The organism is Nocardiopsis mwathae, assembly GCF_014201195.1.
Taxonomy (GTDB): domain Bacteria; phylum Actinomycetota; class Actinomycetes; order Streptosporangiales; family Streptosporangiaceae; genus Nocardiopsis_C; species Nocardiopsis_C mwathae.
In genome coordinates, this window is sequence record NZ_JACHDS010000001.1 from 2,876,193 (window position 1) to 2,893,294 (window position 17,102).

A 17,102-nucleotide genomic window follows, 5' to 3' on the forward strand; every position below is an offset into this window, starting at 1 on the left:
CCTGCGAGAACACCACGGTCACACCGCATCCGTCCACGCAATGCCGGGTAGCTTAAACGCCCAGCCAGGGGCGATTCAACCGACACGACGCAACATACCCACCTCGGTTCTTTTCCTCATGTGTTCCCATCTTCGGGGGCTCCGATTCGCCGGGGCCGCGCATGCCCGCGCCGTCGATCGGTCAGGGGCGGGCGCAGTGCCCGCTCACTCGGCCACGGCGAACCCGCCGTAGTCCTCCGCGAGACGCGACAGGTGCGGCTCGTCGAAGGTGGCCGGACCGCCGTGCGGGCCGGTGTGCACCTCGATCACCCAGTCGACGTCCTCGGCGTCGTCCTCGCCCGCGAGCATGTCACGGTGCACGCGGCACGGCTCGTACCCCTGCCCGCTCAGCTGCTCGGCCAGTTCCTCGGCGTCCTCGCGGTCGGGCAGCGTGACCAGTACCGTGCCCTCGCGCCGCGCCTCGCCCATGTTCGACCCGCCCTTCACGTCCACTCGGAATCGGCCGGAACGACATGCCGCCGACGGCGCCGTCCCGGCAGGCCAGTATGCCCCCGCCCGCGGCCGCGGCCCCTCACTCCCCCTCCACCGCGCGGACGCGCCCGCGGTCCCGGACCCTCACCGGCGCGGCCGACGACGGCGAACCGGACGCCGGGTTCGGCTATCCTCAGAGATCAAGCAAGGCGTGGATGGGGACGAGTACCGCCGGACACAGCCACGAGCGACCCGGGGGCGGTGGGAGCCCGGGGGCATGACCGTCGGGAAGATCACCCCGGAGCCGCCGGAAGAACGGCCAGCGCGACGCGCCCGGCCCAGTAGACCCGGCAGCGGCAGCAATGAAGTGGGGCGCGCTCGGGTCCGGACCGGAGGCGGCGCCCAAGGAGGGTGGTACCGCGGGGCCGCCGAGCCTCGTCCCTCCATCAGGTGAACACTCCTGATGGAAAGGGCACGAGGTGTCGCACGATCAACCCGCAGCCGCCCGGCCGTTCCCGGCGCTGCCGGCCCAGGTCGACCTGCCCGAGGTCGAGCACGAGGTCCTGCGCCGCTGGTCGGAGCAGAAGGTCTTCGAACGCTCCCTGGAGCAGACCCGCGGCGGCCCCAGCTGGGTCTTCTACGAGGGGCCCCCGACCGGCAACGGACAGCCCGGCGTCCACCACGTCGAGGCCCGCGCGTTCAAGGACGTGTTCCCGCGCTTCAAGACGATGAAGGGCTTCCACGTCGACCGCAAGGCCGGTTGGGACTGCCACGGCCTGCCCGTCGAGGTCGCCGTGGAGAAGGAGCTCGGGCTCAGCGGCAAGAAGGACATCGAGGAGTTCGGTGTCGCCGAGTTCAACGCGCGCTGCCGGGAACACGTGCTCAGCAATGTCAAGGGCTTCCGCGCCATGACGGAGCGGATGGGCTACTGGGTCGACCTCGACCAGGCCTACCGCACGATGGACTCCGAGTACGTGCAGTCGGTGTGGTGGGCGCTGAAGACCATCTGGGACAAGGGCCTGCTGGTCCGCGACTACCGGATCAGCCCCTACTGCCCCCGCTGCGGGACGACGCTGTCCGACCACGAGCTGGCCCAGGGCTACGAGACCATCACCGACCCATCGGTCTACGTGCGGTTCCCGGTCACCTCCGGGCCGCTGGCCGGACCCGACCGCCCCACCTCGATGCTGGTGTGGACGACCACCCCCTGGACCCTGGTCTCCAACACCGCCGTGGCCGTGCACCCCGACGTCTCCTACGTCGTGGCCACCGACGGCAGCGAGCGGCTGCTGGTGGCCGAGGCGCTGGCCGAGAAGGTCCTGGGCGAGGGCTGGGAGCTGACCGGCGAGCGCTTCGAGGGCAACGAGATGGAGCGCTGGACCTACCGGCGCCCCTTCGACCTGGTCTCCTTCGACACCCCCGCGCACTTCGTCGTGCTCGGCGACTACGTCACCGTGGAGGACGGCACCGGCCTCGTCCACCAGGCACCCGCCTTCGGCGCCGACGACATGGCGGTCTGCCGCGCCTACGGCCTGCCGGTCGTCAACCCGGTGCGCGGCGACGGCACCTTCGAGGCCGACCTGGACCTGGTCGGCGGGCAGTTCTTCAAGGCGGCCGACGAGGCCCTGGTCGCCGACCTCGCCGACCGCGGCCTGCTCTTCCGCGACCAGGCCTACGAGCACAGCTACCCGCACTGCTGGCGCTGCCACACCCCCCTGCTCTACTACGCGCTGCCGTCCTGGTACATCAAGACCACCGCGGTCAAGGACGAGCTGCTCGAACAGAACGCCCGCACCAACTGGTTCCCGGAGAACGTCAAGGAGGGGCGGTTCGGTGAGTGGCTGCGCGGCAACATCGACTGGGCGCTGTCCCGCAGCCGGTACTGGGGCACGCCGCTGCCGGTATGGGAGTGCGGCTCCGGGCACTTCACCGTCGTCGGCTCGCTGGCCGAGCTCGGCGAGCTCGCCGGGCAGGACCTCGGCGCGCTCGACCCGCACCGCCCCTACGTCGACGACGTGCTCATCGACTGCCCCGAGTGCGGGGCGCGGGCGCGCCGCGTGCCCGAGGTCATCGACGCCTGGTTCGACTCCGGGTCCATGCCGTTCGCCCAGTGGGGCGCCCCGCACCACAACCCGGAGACCTTCGAGGCCAACTTCCCGGCGCAGTACATCGCCGAGGCCATCGACCAGACGCGCGGCTGGTTCTACTCGCTCATGGCCGTGAACACCCTCGTCTTCGGTCGCTCCTCGTATGAGAACGTGGTCTGCCTCGGACACATCCTCGCCGAGGACGGCCGGAAGATGAGCAAGCACCTGGGCAACGTGCTGGAGCCCATCGCGGTCATGGACCGGCACGGCGCGGACGCCCTTCGCTGGTTCATGCTGGCCAGCGGCTCGCCCTGGGCGGCACGCCGCGTCGGCCACGCCGCACTGGAGGAGATCGTCCGCAAGGTCCTGCTGACGTACTACAACACCGTCTCCTTCTTCACCCTGTACGCCAACGCCGGGGAGACCTGGAACCACGAGCGGCTGGCCGACGCCCCCGCCCCGGCCGACCGCCCGCTGCTGGACCGATGGCTGCTGTCCGAGCTCAACCGGCTCGTCGCCGACGTCGACGACGCCCTGGAGCGCTTCGACACCACCGGCGCCGGGCGGCGGATCACCGCGTTCGTCGACGACCTGTCCAACTGGTACGTGCGCCGCTCGCGCCGCCGCTTCTGGTCGGGCGCCAGCACTCCGGAGGGGGCGTCGGCGTTCGCGACGCTCTATGAGGCGTTGGAGACGCTGACCCGGCTGATGGCGCCGATGGTGCCGTTCCTCACCGACCACGTGTGGGCGGCGCTGCGGCGGCCGGAGTCCCCGGAGTCGGTGCACCTGACCCGGTGGCCCGAGGTGCGCCGGGACCTGATCGACATCGAGCTCTCGGAGCGCATGGCGCTCACCCGCCGCCTGGTGGAGCTGGGGCGCGCCGCACGTGTCGACTCGGCCGTCCGCACCCGCCAGCCGCTGTCGCGGGTCCTGGTCGGCGCGCAGGGCTTCGACACGCTGCCGGAACAGCTGCGCGCGCAGATCACCGAGGAGTTGAACGTGGTCCGGCTCGACCCGCTGTCGGCGGTCGGCGGCGACCTGGTCGACTACACGGTCAAGCCGAACTTCCGGGCGCTGGGCAAGCGCTTCGCCAAGCGCACCCCGCTGGTCGCCAAGGCGATCCAGGCGGCCGACCCGCGGGGCCTGGTCGAGGCGGTGCGCTCGACCGGTTGGGCGCACGTGTCGGTGGAAGGCGAGCAGGTGGAGGTCAACGCCGACGAGGTGCTGATCACCGAGCAGCCCCGTGAAGGGTGGGCGGTGGCCACGGAGAACGGCGAGACCGTGGCCCTGGACCTGGAGCTGACTCCGGAGCTCCAGCGCGCCGGCCTGGCGCGCGAGGTGGTCCGGCTGGTCCAGGACGGGCGCAAGTCCGCCGGCCTGGACATCTCCGACCGCATCGAGCTGTTCTGGACGGCGACCGACCAGAGCGCGGCCCGGGCCCTGACCGAACACGGCGAGACCATCGCCGGTGAGGTCCTGGCCCGCAGCCTGACCGAGGGCGAGCCCGACGGAGAGGCCCACCGAACGGCCTCGGACGACCTCGGCATCACCTTCTGGCTCCGCAAGGCGGAGTAGCGGAGGGGCCGTTGCACGGATGAGGGCCGGGGCGCGTACGCGCCCCGGCCCTCATCCGTGCACGATCACGGGGCCGGATCCGATGATGTCCGCTGCGCCCGATGGGCGCCCGTGGTCATCTGGGGCCGGGTCGCCCGCCCGCCTCACCGGTGCCGGGGTCGGCGTCGTCGGTGGGAGCGTCGTCCCGCTTCCCGTCCGGCTCCTCAGCCGGCGGCTCCTCGGGGGACGGCTCCTCGGCCGGCGGCTCGGCGGCGGGGGTGTTCCCAGGTTCCCGGGGCTCGGCTTCGGGGGTGCCGTCCGCGGCGGGTACCGGGATGGGTTCCGATGGGGTGGGTTCCGGTGCGGCTGCCTCCGCCGCGGTGTCCGAGGCGGGCTCGCTCTCGGCGGGGTCCGGGTCGTCGGAGAAGTCTTCGCGCAGGAGGTCGACGAAGGCGGAGAAGGAGTCCTCCGCATCCTCGGTGCTCTGGGGCTCGTCCGGTTCCGAAGCCGTATCGGTGGAGTCGGTGGGCGCGCCGACGGGGCGGGGCCGGGTCTCTTCCGGCTCGGCCTCCGCTGTCGGCTCGGTGCCCGTCGCGGCGCCGTCCTCAGCGGGCTCGGCGGCGGGCTCGGGTTCCGGTTCCGGGGCCGGACGCGGCCGGGTGGCCTTCTCCGGGACCACGTAATGGAAGGCGGGAGCCTCTTCGGCGACGTCCGCCTTCTCGGTCGTGGGTGCGGCCGGGGCCGCGGGTTGTGGCTCTGCCGGTGCGGAGGACGTGCTCGTGGCCGGAGGCCCCGGCCACAGGCGCGTACCCGCGGTCGCGGAATCCCGCACCGGCGCGGGAGCCGGTGCGGGATGAGCCGAGGTGCTCACCGCCGGTGTGGCAGTGGCCGGTACCGCCGCGACCGAGGGGCTGGTCGCGGCGGGGACGGACGCCTTCCCCAAACCGTCCGTCCGCCGGGCCTGAACTGCCGAGGCCACCCGCTCCCTGAGTTCGTTCCATCCTGGGAGGCCTAGGTACCTGCGGAGGCGGATCGTCTCGATCGCCAGCAGAACGGCACCGAGGCCGCCCATCGCGAGGGCGATGTAGACCAGTGTCGTCTCTACGAGTACCACGGCCGCCGCGATGACGACCAGAGCCGCCGCAAGCGTGACGAGGCTGAGGATGAACACGGGAAGAGAGCGCCTTTACTCACGGGTTGGCGGTGTGCACGTGAACAGGGGTCCCGCGCGTCAGCGACGCTCGTGCGGGGCCTCCTGGTGGAATCCGCCGTGCTGGACCGGCTCGGGCTGGGCGAACGGGTTGCCCGCGGGGGTACCGCCGCCCGGAGTCGCCATCCCCGGTGCCCCACCGGTGGGAGGCATGGTCGCGAAGCCGCCCGTGGTGTTCGGGTTCGGCGCGCCGGGCTCCTGGGCACCCTCGGCGAGTTCGCGCAGCTGGCGCTCGAAGTAGTCCTTCAGTCGGCTGCGGTACTCGCGCTCGAAGTCCTTCAGCTCGCTGACCTTGTGCTCCAGCTCCTCGCGCTGCTGCACCAGGGAGCCCATGACCTGGCGGTGGCGCTCCTGGGCGTCGCGGTCGAGGTTCTCGGAGCGGGCGCGGGCCTCGTTGACGATCTGCTCGGCCTGGCGGCGGGCCTTGCCGAGGATGTCGTCGGCCTCGTGGCGCGCGCGGCCCAGGGTCTCGTCGGCCTCGCGGCGGGCGTCGGAGATGGCCTGGTCGGCGGTCTGCTGTGCGAGGGCGAGGACCCGCGCGGCGGTGTCCATGTTCTCCTCGGCACCGGGGAGACCCATCTGGGCGGCCATGGCCGGCATCGGCTGCTGCTCGACCTGGGGCGGGGGCGCGGGGGCGGGCTCCGGCTCGGGAGCGAGCTGCGGCTCCTGGGGCGCCTGCTGGAAGTCCTGCATCCCGGCGTTGGGCACCTTGCCGCGCAGGCACTCCGCAAGCTTTCCGCGAAGCTCTTCGTTCTCCTGGATCAACCGGTCGAGCTCGGACTCGACCTCGTCGAGGAAGGCATCAACCTCTTCCTCGTCGTAGCCCGGTCGTAGCCGGGTCGTACTGAACTGCTTATTGCGTACATCCGCGGGTGTCAGCGGCATGCTCGTCTCCTTGGCGCGCTTGGACTCTATCCGTAGGGACGCTACCTGATCGTGACCTTACGGCAATCCAGTTCATGACCAAGACCACATAGCGGAACCGGAGCTTACCCATCCGGCATCCGAGGCGGTCCTAGATGAACCGGAGCGAAGCCACGACCTGGATGAGGATCACCACGAACAGAAAGAGGACGGTGAAGCTCAGGTCCAGCGCCACACTCCCCAGACGTACGGGTCTGATGAACCGGCGCAGGAACTTCAAGGGTGGGTCGGTGATCGTATACGTCGTCTCCGCCAGTACCAACACGAACCCGCTGGGCCGCCAGGATCTGGCGAACGACTGTACGAGTTCGAAGACGAGTCGGCCGATCAGCACCAGCATGAACAGCTGCAGGATGACGATCAGGACGCTCTGGACGATGCTCACGGTCGAACTCCGACCCACTCTCTGGACGTCTGCGTTGCTCTAGCTCTGATTGAAGAACCCTCGCTCAGCGATACGTGCCTTGTCTTCAGCGGTCACCTCAACATTAGCCGGGGACAACAGGAACACCTTGTTGGTCACCCGCTCGATACTGCCATGCAGCCCGAAGATCAGCCCCGCCGCGAAGTCGACCAGCCTCTTGGCGTCGCTGTCGACCATCTCGGTGAGGTTCATGATCACCGGGGTGCCTTCTCGGAAATGCTCTCCGATAGTACGCGCTTCGTTGTACGTCCGAGGATGGAGCGTCGTGATCCGCGCCAGGTCCGCGGTCGACGGTATCCCGTGGGTCGCAGGGCGCCGCTCCGCCGCCGACATGGCGTAGTCGTCCGCGTCCATCACGGAGTCGGAGCGAGGATCGCCGCCATGGGCGTCGAGCTCGCGGTCGCGTCGGTCCTCGACCCCGTCGTCAAAGTCGTCGAAGTCATCATATTCATCCGCATAGCGGTGATCGTAGCGGTCGTCCTCCACGAGGCCGAGGTAGACCGCCATCTTGCGCATCGCGCCGGCCATCTCTTGTCCTCCGTCGTCCCTGTGGTGCTGCACCGCAGATGACTTTTCACCTATTAGCCCAGGTCCGCCCTGGTGGGCGAACTCGACAGATGGGCGCCAAGGTCCATGTGGGGACATTACCCCACGATCGGGCCACGATCACCGAGCAACGCCGTGCCCACCCGCAGGTGTGTCGCGCCGTGTTCGATGGCGGCCTCCAGATCTCCGCTCATACCGGCCGAGATCACCCTGGCCCGAGGGTAGCGATCCCGGATCTCGGAGGCGACCTGGTGGAGCCGGGCGAACGCCGTGCCGGGGTCGCCCTCGCGCGGGGCGACGGCCATGACGCCGCCCACCGACAGCCCGCCCTCGGCCTCGATCTCCCCGGCGACCGACAGGGCGTCGCGAGGGTCCACCCCGCCGCGCGGCCCCAGCACGCCGACGGCCGACTCCGGGTCCAGGTCGACCTGGACCAGGCAGGTCAGCTCGCGGCCCTCCGCGCGGGCGCCCTTCCCCAGGGCTCGGACGAGGCGGCCGCGGTCCACCGAGTGGACGACGTCGGCGTAGCGCGCCACCGACCGCGCCTTGTTGGTCTGCAGCTGACCGATGAAGTGCCAGGTGAGGCCCAGGCCACTGCACTCCGCGGCCTTCGGGCCGGCCTCCTGGTCGCGGTTCTCGCCGACGTCGGTGAGCCCGAGTTCCGCCAGGATCCGCACGTCGGAGGCCGGATAGGTCTTGGTCACAGCGATGATGGTCACATCGCCGGGGTTCCGGTCCGCCTTCTCACAGGCCGTCGCCACGCGTTCGCGCAGGGCCAGGAGGTGCGACCGGATCCGGTCGGTCCGCGGCCCGGCCACCTGTCCGTCCCGGGTCATCTCGCCTCCCGCCAGATGAAGCCGGCCAGGCGGCCGGTCGGGGCGTCGCGCCGGTGCGAGAACAGCTCGGAGCTCTCCAGGGTGCAGCGCTCGTCGGCCGTGATGTGGCCGATTCCGGTCGTGCGCAGCTGCGCGGTCACCGCGGCGCGCAGGTCCACACCGGTGGTCCCCCGCCGGGTGCGGCTGGCGCCCTCCGGAGAGCGCCGCGCCACCTCCTCCTGCATCTCCGGCGGCACCTCGTAGCACCGCCCGCAGATGGAGGGTCCCAGCGCGACCGTGATCCGCGCCGGGTCCGCGCCCTGCCCGACCATCGCGGCCACCATCGCCGGGGCCACGCCCGCGGCGGTGCCCAGCCGACCCGAGTGGGCGGCGCCGATGACCCCGGCCGCGCCGTCGGCGGCGAGGATCGGCAGGCAGTCGGCGGCCAGAGTGGCCAGCACCAGGTCGGGGCGCGTCGTCACGACGCCGTCGACCTTCCCGGCGTCGCCGGGGGCGTCGACTACGGCGACGTCGGCGCTGTGGACCTGGTTCATCCAGACCACGCGGTCGGGGTCGAAGCCGAACCGGGCGGCGGCGACGCGCCGGTTCTCGGCGACGGCCCCGGGGGCGTCGGAGGTACCCATGCCGAGATTGAGCGTGTCGTACGGCGCGGTGCTGACCCCTCCGTCGTAGCGCTGGGTGAACCCGGCGCGGACACCCGGTCCCATCTCGATCGTGGCACTCATCGTCGGACTGTTCCTCACAGGCGGGAGAAGGAGGGAGAACGTGCAAAAGGGTACCGGCGGCGGGATGCCCCGCCGCCGGTACCGGTACGTATCGTTACCTGCCGTGACCGCCGATTCCTCGGCTCGCGCGGACCGTTACTTGAGGAAGTCCGGGACATCCAGGTCATCGGGGTCGTCGAAGATGACGCGGCGCCGCGGGGTGGGGATATCCCCGCCGCGGGGGTAGGACCCCTCGGTGCCGGTCCCCCGGACGTAACCGCTGTCGTTGACGGCGCGGATGTTCCGGGCCCGCTGCTGCTGCTCGTTCCGGTCGATGTCGTCCTCCGGCTCGGCGGGCTCGGGCGCGGGAGGCTCTTCGGCGCGCACCGGCTCTGGCTCCGGCTCCGGCTCGGGCCGCACGGCGGGGGCGGACGCCTCGGGGCGTGGCCGCTCCTCGCGGACGGGCTCGGGCTTCGGCTCGGGGGCGGGCTCCGGCCGCGGCTCGGCGGCCGCCGACGGCGCCGGGGCTCTCGGCGGCGCGGGCTCGGCGGGCGGGTCGGAGCGCGGCGCGGCCGCCGCGGTGCTCGCCCGCGGCGGGTTGATGGCCTCGCTGCGCGGCTCGTCGAACCCGGCCGCTATGACCGTGACCCGCACCTCGTCGCCGAGGGCGTCGTCGATGACCGCGCCGAAGATGATGTTGGCCTCCGGGGCCGCGGAGTTCGCGACGAGCTGCGCCGCCTCGTTGATCTCGAAGAGGCCGAGGTCGGACCCGCCCTGGATGGACAGCAGCACGCCGTGGGCGCCGTCGATACTGGCCTCCAGCAGCGGGGAGGAGATGGCCATCTCGGCCGCGGCGACGGCGCGGTCGTCGCCCCGTGCCGACCCGATGCCCATGAGGGCCGAGCCGGCGCCGGACATCACCGACTTCACGTCGGCGAAGTCGAGGTTGATCAGGCCGGGTGTGGTGATGAGGTCGGTGATGCCCTGGACACCGGAGAGGAGCACCTGGTCGGCCGCCTTGAACGCGTCCAGCACGCTGACCTGGCGGTCGGAGATGGACAGCAGGCGGTCGTTGGGGATCACGATGAGCGTGTCGACCTCTTCGCGCAGCATCGCTATCCCGGCCTCGGCCTGGGTGGCGCGGCGCTTGCCCTCGAACCCGAACGGGCGGGTGACGACGCCTATGGTCAGCGCGCCCAGCGAGCGGGCGATGTTGGCGACGACGGGCGCGCCGCCGGTGCCGGTGCCACCGCCTTCGCCGGCGGTCACGAAGACCATGTCGGCCCCCTTGAGGACCTCCTCGATCTCCTCCCGGTGGTCCTCGGCCGCCTTGCGCCCCACATCGGGGTTGGCACCCGCGCCCAGCCCGCGGGTGAGTTCGCGGCCGACGTCGAGTTTGACGTCGGCATCGCTCATGAGCAGCGCCTGAGCGTCGGTGTTGATGGCGATGAACTCGACGCCCTTGAGTCCCTCTTCGATCATCCGGTTGACGGCGTTGACGCCGCCGCCGCCGATACCGACGACTTTGATGACCGCGAGGTAATTCTGCGGTGCTGCCACGACGAGGGGCCTTTCCGCTCGCATCCGCCGACCGCGCCGTCGCCGCCGTGCGGGGGTCTTCCGCGCTCCCCGCCGGGCGGCCCGGGCGGCCGGTCGTCCGGTTCTACAGTCTTTCGTGTTCGCGGACCCCGCGGGCCGGCACTCGACCGGTGGGGGTCCCGTGGGGTCCGGGGCCGGGGAAGACCGGTGCATCGGCTTGGTCCCGGTCCCATTCGCCACTAACGCTTCGCGTCCATACTTATGTCAACCAAAGGTAGTGCTTCCCGACAGTAGGCCGCGGCCTTCCGAGGGGCAACTAACCACGAGTTCAGCCTAACGGCGTGTCGCGTGAAGAGGCGATGTGCGCACCCGGCGCGTCGCGTCTGGAATGTCCGGTGGCGTGTTCCGACGCGTTCTTACCCGGCCGGTTCCGGACACGGCGGCCGACCGCAACCACCGACTAGCGGACCACTGCGACATCGGGGGCGCTGACGTCGTAGCGGCGCTCCGCGCTGGAGGGGTGCTCCCGCAGCAGCACCGCGAGTACTTCGCCCTTCTCCTCGGCGCGCTCGCCATCGCCCCAGGTGACCTCCGCGCCGTCGCCGAGCCGCAGGACGAGTGTCGCAGGGGCGTCCGCCGCGATGGTGTCGACCTTGGCCAGGACGTCCTCGGGCAGCTCCTCGGCGACCGCTGCCGCCGCCTCGATGCCCGGGTTGCCCTCGACCTCGCCCCTGATGGTGACGAGGGGGAAGCCGCCCGGCCGGGCGTCGGCGTCGGCTATGCGCACGCCGTCCTGGTCCACCAGCCGGTAGCCGCCGCCCTCCCGGAGGGCCAGCTTCGGGGTGCGCTCGGCGACGTCCACCCGCAGGGTGGACGGCCACACGCGGGTCACCTCCACCGACTCGGCCAGCCGCAGTTCGGCGGCCCGGTGCGCGGCGGCCCCGGTGTCGACCCGGGCCAGGGGGGTGCCCGTGGGCACCCCCAGCGCCTCCACGACAGCCGCCTCGGAGAGCCGGTCGACCCCGGTGACCTGGATGTCGCGCACCACCAGTAGACGCGAGCCGAGTAGGAGCCAGATCACCACGGCCAGCAGGGCGACGACGAGCAGGGTGACGAATGCCGCCTTCCACGGGTCGGACGATCCGGCTCCCTGCGGCTTGCGCACGCTTGGGGCCGTTCCCGCCGCTGCCCCCGGCCGCCGACGCTCCACGTCCACCGCTCCCCTCCGCCGTGGTCCTCCGGCGCGCCCCGCTACTCCTCCGCCGCGTCCGCCATCGCCGCGACGATGTGGGGGCCCAGCTCGGTGATGTCCCCGGCACCCATGGTGAGCACGATGTCACCCGGTCTGGCCAGGGACGCGGCCGTGGCGACCGCATCGGAGCGCTCCGGACGGTAGTGCACCCGGTCGTGGCCGATGCGGTCGGTGATGAGCCGCGCGTCGACACCGGGCTCGGGGGCCTCGCGCGCCGCGTAGACGCCGAGTACGACGACCTCGTCGGCCATGGTGAGGGCCTCGGCGAATTCCTGGGCGAAGATCCGCGTGCGGCTGTACAGGTGCGGCTGGAATACCGCGATGATCCGCCCGGGCCCCTCCTGCGCCGCGGTGGCCTCGCGTGAGGCAAGCGCCGCACGGGCGGCTTCCAGGTCGGCCGCGATCTCGGTGGGGTGGTGGGCGTAGCTGTCATAGACGGCGGCGCCCCGCGCCTCGCCCTTGGGCTCGAACCGGCGGGCGGCGCCGGTGAAGGCGGACAGGCCCTCGACGGCGACCTCGGGGTCGTGGCCGAGCTCGTCGGCGACGGCGACGGCCGCCGCGGCGTTGAGCACGTTGTGCCGACCGGGCACGGCGACGGCGCAGGCCAGGGGGTCGCCGCCGGGCGGCGTGAGGGTGAAGGCGGTGGCGAAGCCGCGGGCCGCGATGTCGGAGACCCGGTAGTCGGCCTCGGGTGCCTCGCCGTAGGTGCGCACCCGCTTGCCGCGCTCACGGGCGACCTCGGCGACCTTGCGCGCACCGGGGTCGTCGATGCCGATGACCAGGGTGGAGCCGACACGGTCGACGAAGGACGCGAAGTTGGCGTGGATCTCCTCAAGGCCGCCGTAGTTGTCGAGGTGGTCGGCCTCGACGTTGGTAACCACGGCGATCTCGGGCGACAGCATCAGAAACGAGCCGTCGCTCTCGTCCGCCTCGGCGACCATGACGTCGCCGGCTCCGGCGTCGGCGCCCAGCCCGGTGGTGACGAGCTTGCCTCCGATGACATAGCCGGGTTCGGCGCCCATCTCCTGGAGCACGACGGTGAGGATCGAGGTCGTGGTCGTCTTGCCGTGGGTCCCGGCGACGGCGACGCCCGTGCGGTCGAGCAGCAGCGCGCCCAGTGCGGCGGCGCGGGGCAGCACCCGGATGCCGCGCTCGCGGGCGCGGAGCAGCTCGGGGTTGTCCTCGCGCACGGCGGAGGAGAGCACCAGGGTGTCGGCGTCGCCGAGCTGGTCGGCGGCGTGCCCGACGTGCACCCGGGCGCCCAGGTCCTCCAGTTCGCGCAGGAGCGCGCTGTCCTTGGCGTCGCTGCCGGACACCTCGACGCCGCGCTGGAGCAGGATCCGCGCGATGCCGGACATGCCGACCCCGCCCATGCCGAGGAAGTGGACCCGGCCCAGTTCGGCGACGGGGACGGGCTCGGTCGTGGGGACCAGGCTCACGTGGCGTCCTTCCCGTCGGCGTAGGTCCCGGTGTCCGTCTCGACCTCGAAGTCGTCGACCGGGGTCTCCGGAACGGCTCCGCCCTTGGCCACGGCCATGACCTCGCGGGCCAGCGCCTCGTCGGCGTCGCGGCGGCCCATCTTGGCGGCGGCCTCGGACATGGCGACGATGCGGTCGGTGTCGGTGAGCAGCGGGATGAGGTGCTGCTGGATCCACTGGGGGGTGAGGTCGGCGTTGGCGACCATCAGGCCGCCTCCGGCTTCCACGATCGGCTCGGCGTTGAGCCGCTGCTCGCCGTTGCCGATGGGCAGCGGGACGAAGGTCGCCGGCAGGCCGACCGCGGTGAGCTCGGCGCACGTGAGCGCGCCGGAGCGGCACATGGCCATGTCGGCGGCGGCGTAGGCCATGTCCATGCGGTCGACGTAGGGGACGGCGACGTACGGGACGCCCTCGCGGGTGAGGTCCTGGGGCTCCTCGGCGTTCTTCGGGCCCACGACGTGCAGCACCTGCACGCCGGCGGCGCGAAACGCCTCGGCGGAGTCGAAGGCGGCCTGGTTGACCGCCTGTGCGCCCTGGGAGCCGCCGAAGATGAGCAGCGTGGGCAGGTCGGGGCGGAGCCCGAAGAACGCCCGCGCCTTGTCGCCCATGCTGAGCCGGTCGAGCTTGGAGATCTGCTCGCGCAGCGGGATGCCGATGTAGCGCCCGTTGCGGATCTCGGTGTGCGGGTGTCCGGTGAAGACGTGCGGGGTCAGCCGGGCGCCGAGGCGGTTGGCCAGCCCGGGCAGCGGGTTGGCCTCGTGGATGACGATCGGGATCCGGCGGCGGCGGGCCGCCAGGTAGCCGGGGGTGGCGACATAGCCGCCGAAGCCGACGAGCACCTCGGCCTGGATCCGGTCGAGGTGGGCGCTGGCCGCGCTGACGGCGCCCGCGAGCTTGCCCGGGACCGACAGCAGCTTGGGGGTGAGCTTGCGGGGCAGGGGCACGGCGGGGATCTCCCCCAGCTCATACCCCCGCATTGGGACAAGGCGGGTCTCCAGTCCCCGCTCGGTCCCCAGACACACGATCTGGGTGTTCGGGTCGATACGCCGCAGCGCATCGGCCAGGGAGAGCGCGGGCTCGATATGCCCGGCCGTTCCACCTCCGGCGAGGGCTACCCTCATCGTCGCCGATTCCTCCTCGCTTGAACCTGCGTCGGACGCGATCCGTTCTTCGCCTGCGCCGCCCTCCCGGTTTTCCCTCCGGGCCCGGCATTGTCCAGGCCAAGCCAGCTTAGAGCCCTTTGCGCCCGGCTCGGACCGCGAGCGGCCAAGGCCCTGCGGGCGGCGGGCTCGTTCTTCGCGAGCGCGAGCAGCACCCCCAGCGCCAGCATGGTCGGGATCAGCGACGACCCCCCGGCGGAGACCAGGGGGAGCGGAATGCCCGTGATGGGCATGAGCCCGATGACCGTCCCGATGTTGACCATGGCCTGGACCACGATCCAGGCGGTCAGCGAGGTCGCGGCCAGCCGGACGAACGGCTCCTTGGCCCGCGAGGCGACGCGTAGACCAGCGTAGCCGAGGACGCCGAACAGTCCGACGACGAGGAGGGTTCCGATCAGCCCGAGCTCCTCGCCGATGATCGCGAAGATGAAGTCGCTCTCCGGGTGCGGCAGGACACCCCACTTCTCGAAGCTGCCGCCGATGCCGCGGCCGAACACCCCGCCGCTGCCCAGCGCGTACAGGCCGTGCAGCAGCTGGTACCCGGCGCCGGTGGGATCGGCCTCGGGGTTGAGGAACGAGGTGAGGCGGCCCTTGCGGAACGGTTCGACGGCGATCATGATCGCGGCGAGCGCTGCCACCAGCCCGATCATCCCGGCGATGAGCCGCGTGGGGGCGCCCACGACCCACAGCAGCGACAGGAAGATCGTCAGCAGCACAAAGGAGGTGCCCAGGTCGGTGCCGATGAGAACCAGGAGTACCAGCACGCCGCAGCCGGGCAGCAGCGGCATCAGCAGCTGGCGCCAGTCGGTGAGCTGTTTGAGCTCCTCCTTGCGGGCCAGCACGTTGGCGCCCCACATCGCGAACGCGAGCTTGGCCGGCTCGGAGGCCTGCACGGTCACTCCGCCGATCTCCAGCCACCGCATCGCCCCGGCGCCGTACTCCTCGCCCTTGAACATGGTGATGATCAGCAGCGCGACCGAGACGATCATCGCGGGGTAGCCGATCACCCGCAGTACCCGGAGCGGGAGCTGGGAGGCGACCACCAGCAGCGGAAGCCCGATGGCCGCGGCCACGACCTGCTTGCGGAACAGGGAGAGGGCCGACCCGGTCTCGGTGTAGGAGTCGACCATCGACGACGACCACACCATGACCAGGCCGAGCGCGATCAGCAGCGCGCTGCTGCCGAAGATCAGGTAGTAGGAGGTCAGCGGGCGGTTCAGCACCTGCGGCAGCTCCCGCGCCCGCGCCATCCCGCGGCCGAGCGCACCGCCTCCCCGCTGATCGCCCTTCCCGGCGGAGGAGACCGATGTCGACACCGCCATGCGTCACCTCCACCCACGCCCCGTTTCACCCGGCGTCGACCAAGTCTGGCGGCTGAAAGCCCGAGCTCGTAGGACATTTCGCGCGTGTTGGGCGGTTTTCCGGAAGGGGCGGGGTGGCCCCGGCCACATCTCCGCGGCGGCCGGGGCGGGGCGTCAGCCGCCGAGCTTGCGGACGGCGTCGCCGAAGGCGTCGCCACGGACGTTGTAGTCGTCGAACATGTCCATCGACGCGGCCGCCGGGGCCAGCAGTACGGTGTCGCCCTCCCGCGCCATGGCCGCCGCCGCCTCGACGGCCGCGGCCATGGCGGTGTGCCCGTCGGTGTCGGCGATGTCGGTCACCGGGACGTCCGGGGCGTGGGCCGCCAGGGCCTCGCGCAGTCGGGCCCGGTCGCGGCCCAGCAGCACGGCGGCGCGCAGCCGGGGCGCGGCGGTACGCACCAGGTCCTCGACGTCGGCGCCCTTGAGCAGGCCCCCGGCCACCCACACGATGGAGGCATAGGCGGCCAGGGAGGCCGCGGCGGCGTGCGGGTTGGTGGCCTTGGAGTCGTCGACGTAGTCGGCGCCGCCGACTGCGGCCACGTAGGCGATGCGGTGCGGTTCGGGCGCGAAGCCCGCCAGGCCGGCCCGGACGGACGCCGGGGCGACGCCCACCGACCGGGCCAGGGCGGCCGCCGCGAGGGCGTTGGCGACGTTGTGCGGCGCCGCCGGAACCACGTCGGCCAGTGTCGCGAGCTCTTCGGCACTGTGCCTCGGGTCGTCGACGAACGCCCGGTCGACCAGCAGGTTCTCCACCACGCCCAGTTCGCCGGGGCGCGGCGTGTCCAGGCTGAAGCCGACCAGCGGTGCGTCGGTGTCGCCCGCGCGGGCCAGCCGCAGCGACCACTCGTCGGCGGTGTTGGCGACCCGGAGCGTGCCGGGGGCGAAGACGCGGCCCTTGGCCTGGGCGTAGGGCTCCAGACCGCCGTGCCAGTCGAGGTGGTCGGGGGCGACGTTGAGGACGGTCGCGGCGTGCGGGCGCAGCGAGGACGACCAGTGCAGCTGGAAGCTGGACAGCTCGACGGCGAGGATGTCGGCTCGGTTCCCCGACTCGTCGGGCAGCGCGGCCTCGATGACGGGGGTGCCGACGTTCCCGACCGCCACGGCGTCGCGGCCGTCGGCCCGCAGCATCGCCTCCAGCATCCGCACGGTCGTGGTCTTGCCGTTGGTGCCGGTGACGGCCAGCCAGACCTGATCGGCGGGCTTGAGCCGCCAGGCCAGTTCGACGTCGCCGATGACCTCGATACCGGCTGCGGCGGCGGCCGCCAGCAGCGGGGAGTCGGGCCGCCAGCCGGGCGAGGTGACCACCAGGTCGGTCCCGGGAGGCGGGCCGTCGGCGGCGCCGAGCTCCACCCGGGCGCCCTCGGAGCGCAGCTCCTCGGCCACCCGGCGGGCGGCCGCGTCGTCGCGGCCGTCGACGACGGTCACCTGCGCGCCGCGGGCGAGCAGGACGCGGGCCACCGGCGGGCCGGACACCCCGATCCCGGCGACGCACACGGCGCGCCCGCCGAGCCCGGCCGAGAACGCGGCGGTCCGGCCCGCGGTCCCCTCGGTGCCGG

The 17,102-nt window shown here is 72.0% G+C and carries 14 protein-coding genes; 1 reads left to right on the forward strand and 13 read right to left on the reverse strand.

Going from position 1 to position 17,102, the window contains the following annotated elements:
- Positions 1–204 precede the first annotated feature (204 nt).
- On the reverse strand, positions 205–468 hold the full coding sequence (locus HNR23_RS12430) for a hypothetical protein (RefSeq protein WP_184080244.1): 264 nt from the start codon (positions 466–468) through the stop codon (positions 205–207).
- 482 nt (positions 469–950) lie between these two features.
- On the opposite strand from HNR23_RS12430, the gene ileS reads away from it, so the two are divergent.
- Positions 951–4,133, forward strand: coding sequence for an isoleucine--tRNA ligase (gene ileS, locus HNR23_RS12435; RefSeq protein WP_184075735.1), 3,183 nt, complete (start codon positions 951–953; stop codon positions 4,131–4,133).
- Positions 4,134–4,248: 115 nt separating this feature from the next.
- On the opposite strand, the gene HNR23_RS12440 is transcribed toward ileS, so the two are convergent.
- The 12 genes from HNR23_RS12440 to murD all read right to left on the reverse strand — a co-directional run bounded on the left by HNR23_RS12440 (position 4,249) and on the right by murD (position 17,040).
- Positions 4,249–5,283 (reverse strand): hypothetical protein, encoded by a 1,035-nt coding sequence (locus tag HNR23_RS12440; RefSeq protein WP_184075736.1) that lies wholly within the window; start codon positions 5,281–5,283, stop codon positions 4,249–4,251.
- A gap of 60 nt (positions 5,284–5,343) precedes the next feature.
- A complete protein-coding gene (locus tag HNR23_RS12445) occupies positions 5,344–6,207 on the reverse strand; it encodes a DivIVA domain-containing protein (protein ID WP_184075737.1) in 864 nt (287 codons plus the stop codon).
- A gap of 130 nt (positions 6,208–6,337) precedes the next feature.
- Positions 6,338–6,631 carry a YggT family protein gene (locus HNR23_RS12450; protein WP_184075738.1) on the reverse strand — a complete coding sequence of 98 codons (294 nt, stop codon included), beginning with the start codon at positions 6,629–6,631 and terminating at the stop codon, positions 6,338–6,340.
- Positions 6,632–6,670: 39 nt separating this feature from the next.
- Entirely contained in the window at positions 6,671–7,198 is a 528-nt protein-coding gene (locus tag HNR23_RS12455; RefSeq protein WP_184075739.1) for a cell division protein SepF, read from the reverse strand.
- Between the two features lie 116 nt (positions 7,199–7,314).
- Entirely contained in the window at positions 7,315–8,052 is a 738-nt protein-coding gene (locus tag HNR23_RS12460; protein ID WP_184075740.1) for a YggS family pyridoxal phosphate-dependent enzyme, read from the reverse strand.
- Complete coding sequence (gene pgeF / locus HNR23_RS12465) at positions 8,049–8,777, reverse strand: peptidoglycan editing factor PgeF (RefSeq protein WP_184075741.1); 729 nt, start codon at positions 8,775–8,777, stop codon at positions 8,049–8,051. The genes HNR23_RS12460 and pgeF overlap by 4 nt, the downstream gene beginning before the upstream one ends.
- Positions 8,778–8,912: 135 nt before the next feature.
- Positions 8,913–10,316, reverse strand: a complete 1,404-nt coding sequence (gene ftsZ, locus HNR23_RS12470; RefSeq protein ID WP_184075742.1) for a cell division protein FtsZ — start codon at positions 10,314–10,316, stop codon at positions 8,913–8,915.
- Between the two features lie 439 nt (positions 10,317–10,755).
- Complete coding sequence (locus HNR23_RS12475) at positions 10,756–11,460, reverse strand: FtsQ-type POTRA domain-containing protein (RefSeq protein ID WP_184075743.1); 705 nt, start codon at positions 11,458–11,460, stop codon at positions 10,756–10,758.
- 86 nt (positions 11,461–11,546) lie between these two features.
- A complete protein-coding gene (gene murC, locus HNR23_RS12480; protein ID WP_184075744.1) occupies positions 11,547–12,986 on the reverse strand; it encodes a UDP-N-acetylmuramate--L-alanine ligase in 1,440 nt (479 codons plus the stop codon).
- On the reverse strand, positions 12,983–14,146 hold the full coding sequence (murG, locus tag HNR23_RS12485; protein WP_184075745.1) for an undecaprenyldiphospho-muramoylpentapeptide beta-N-acetylglucosaminyltransferase: 1,164 nt from the start codon (positions 14,144–14,146) through the stop codon (positions 12,983–12,985). The genes murC and murG overlap by 4 nt, the downstream gene beginning before the upstream one ends.
- Complete coding sequence (ftsW, locus tag HNR23_RS12490) at positions 14,143–15,507, reverse strand: putative lipid II flippase FtsW (protein ID WP_184075746.1); 1,365 nt, start codon at positions 15,505–15,507, stop codon at positions 14,143–14,145. The genes murG and ftsW overlap by 4 nt, the downstream gene beginning before the upstream one ends.
- Before the next feature lie 153 nt (positions 15,508–15,660).
- A complete protein-coding gene (gene murD / locus HNR23_RS12495) occupies positions 15,661–17,040 on the reverse strand; it encodes a UDP-N-acetylmuramoyl-L-alanine--D-glutamate ligase (RefSeq protein WP_343070752.1) in 1,380 nt (459 codons plus the stop codon).
- Positions 17,041–17,102 lie beyond the last annotated feature (62 nt).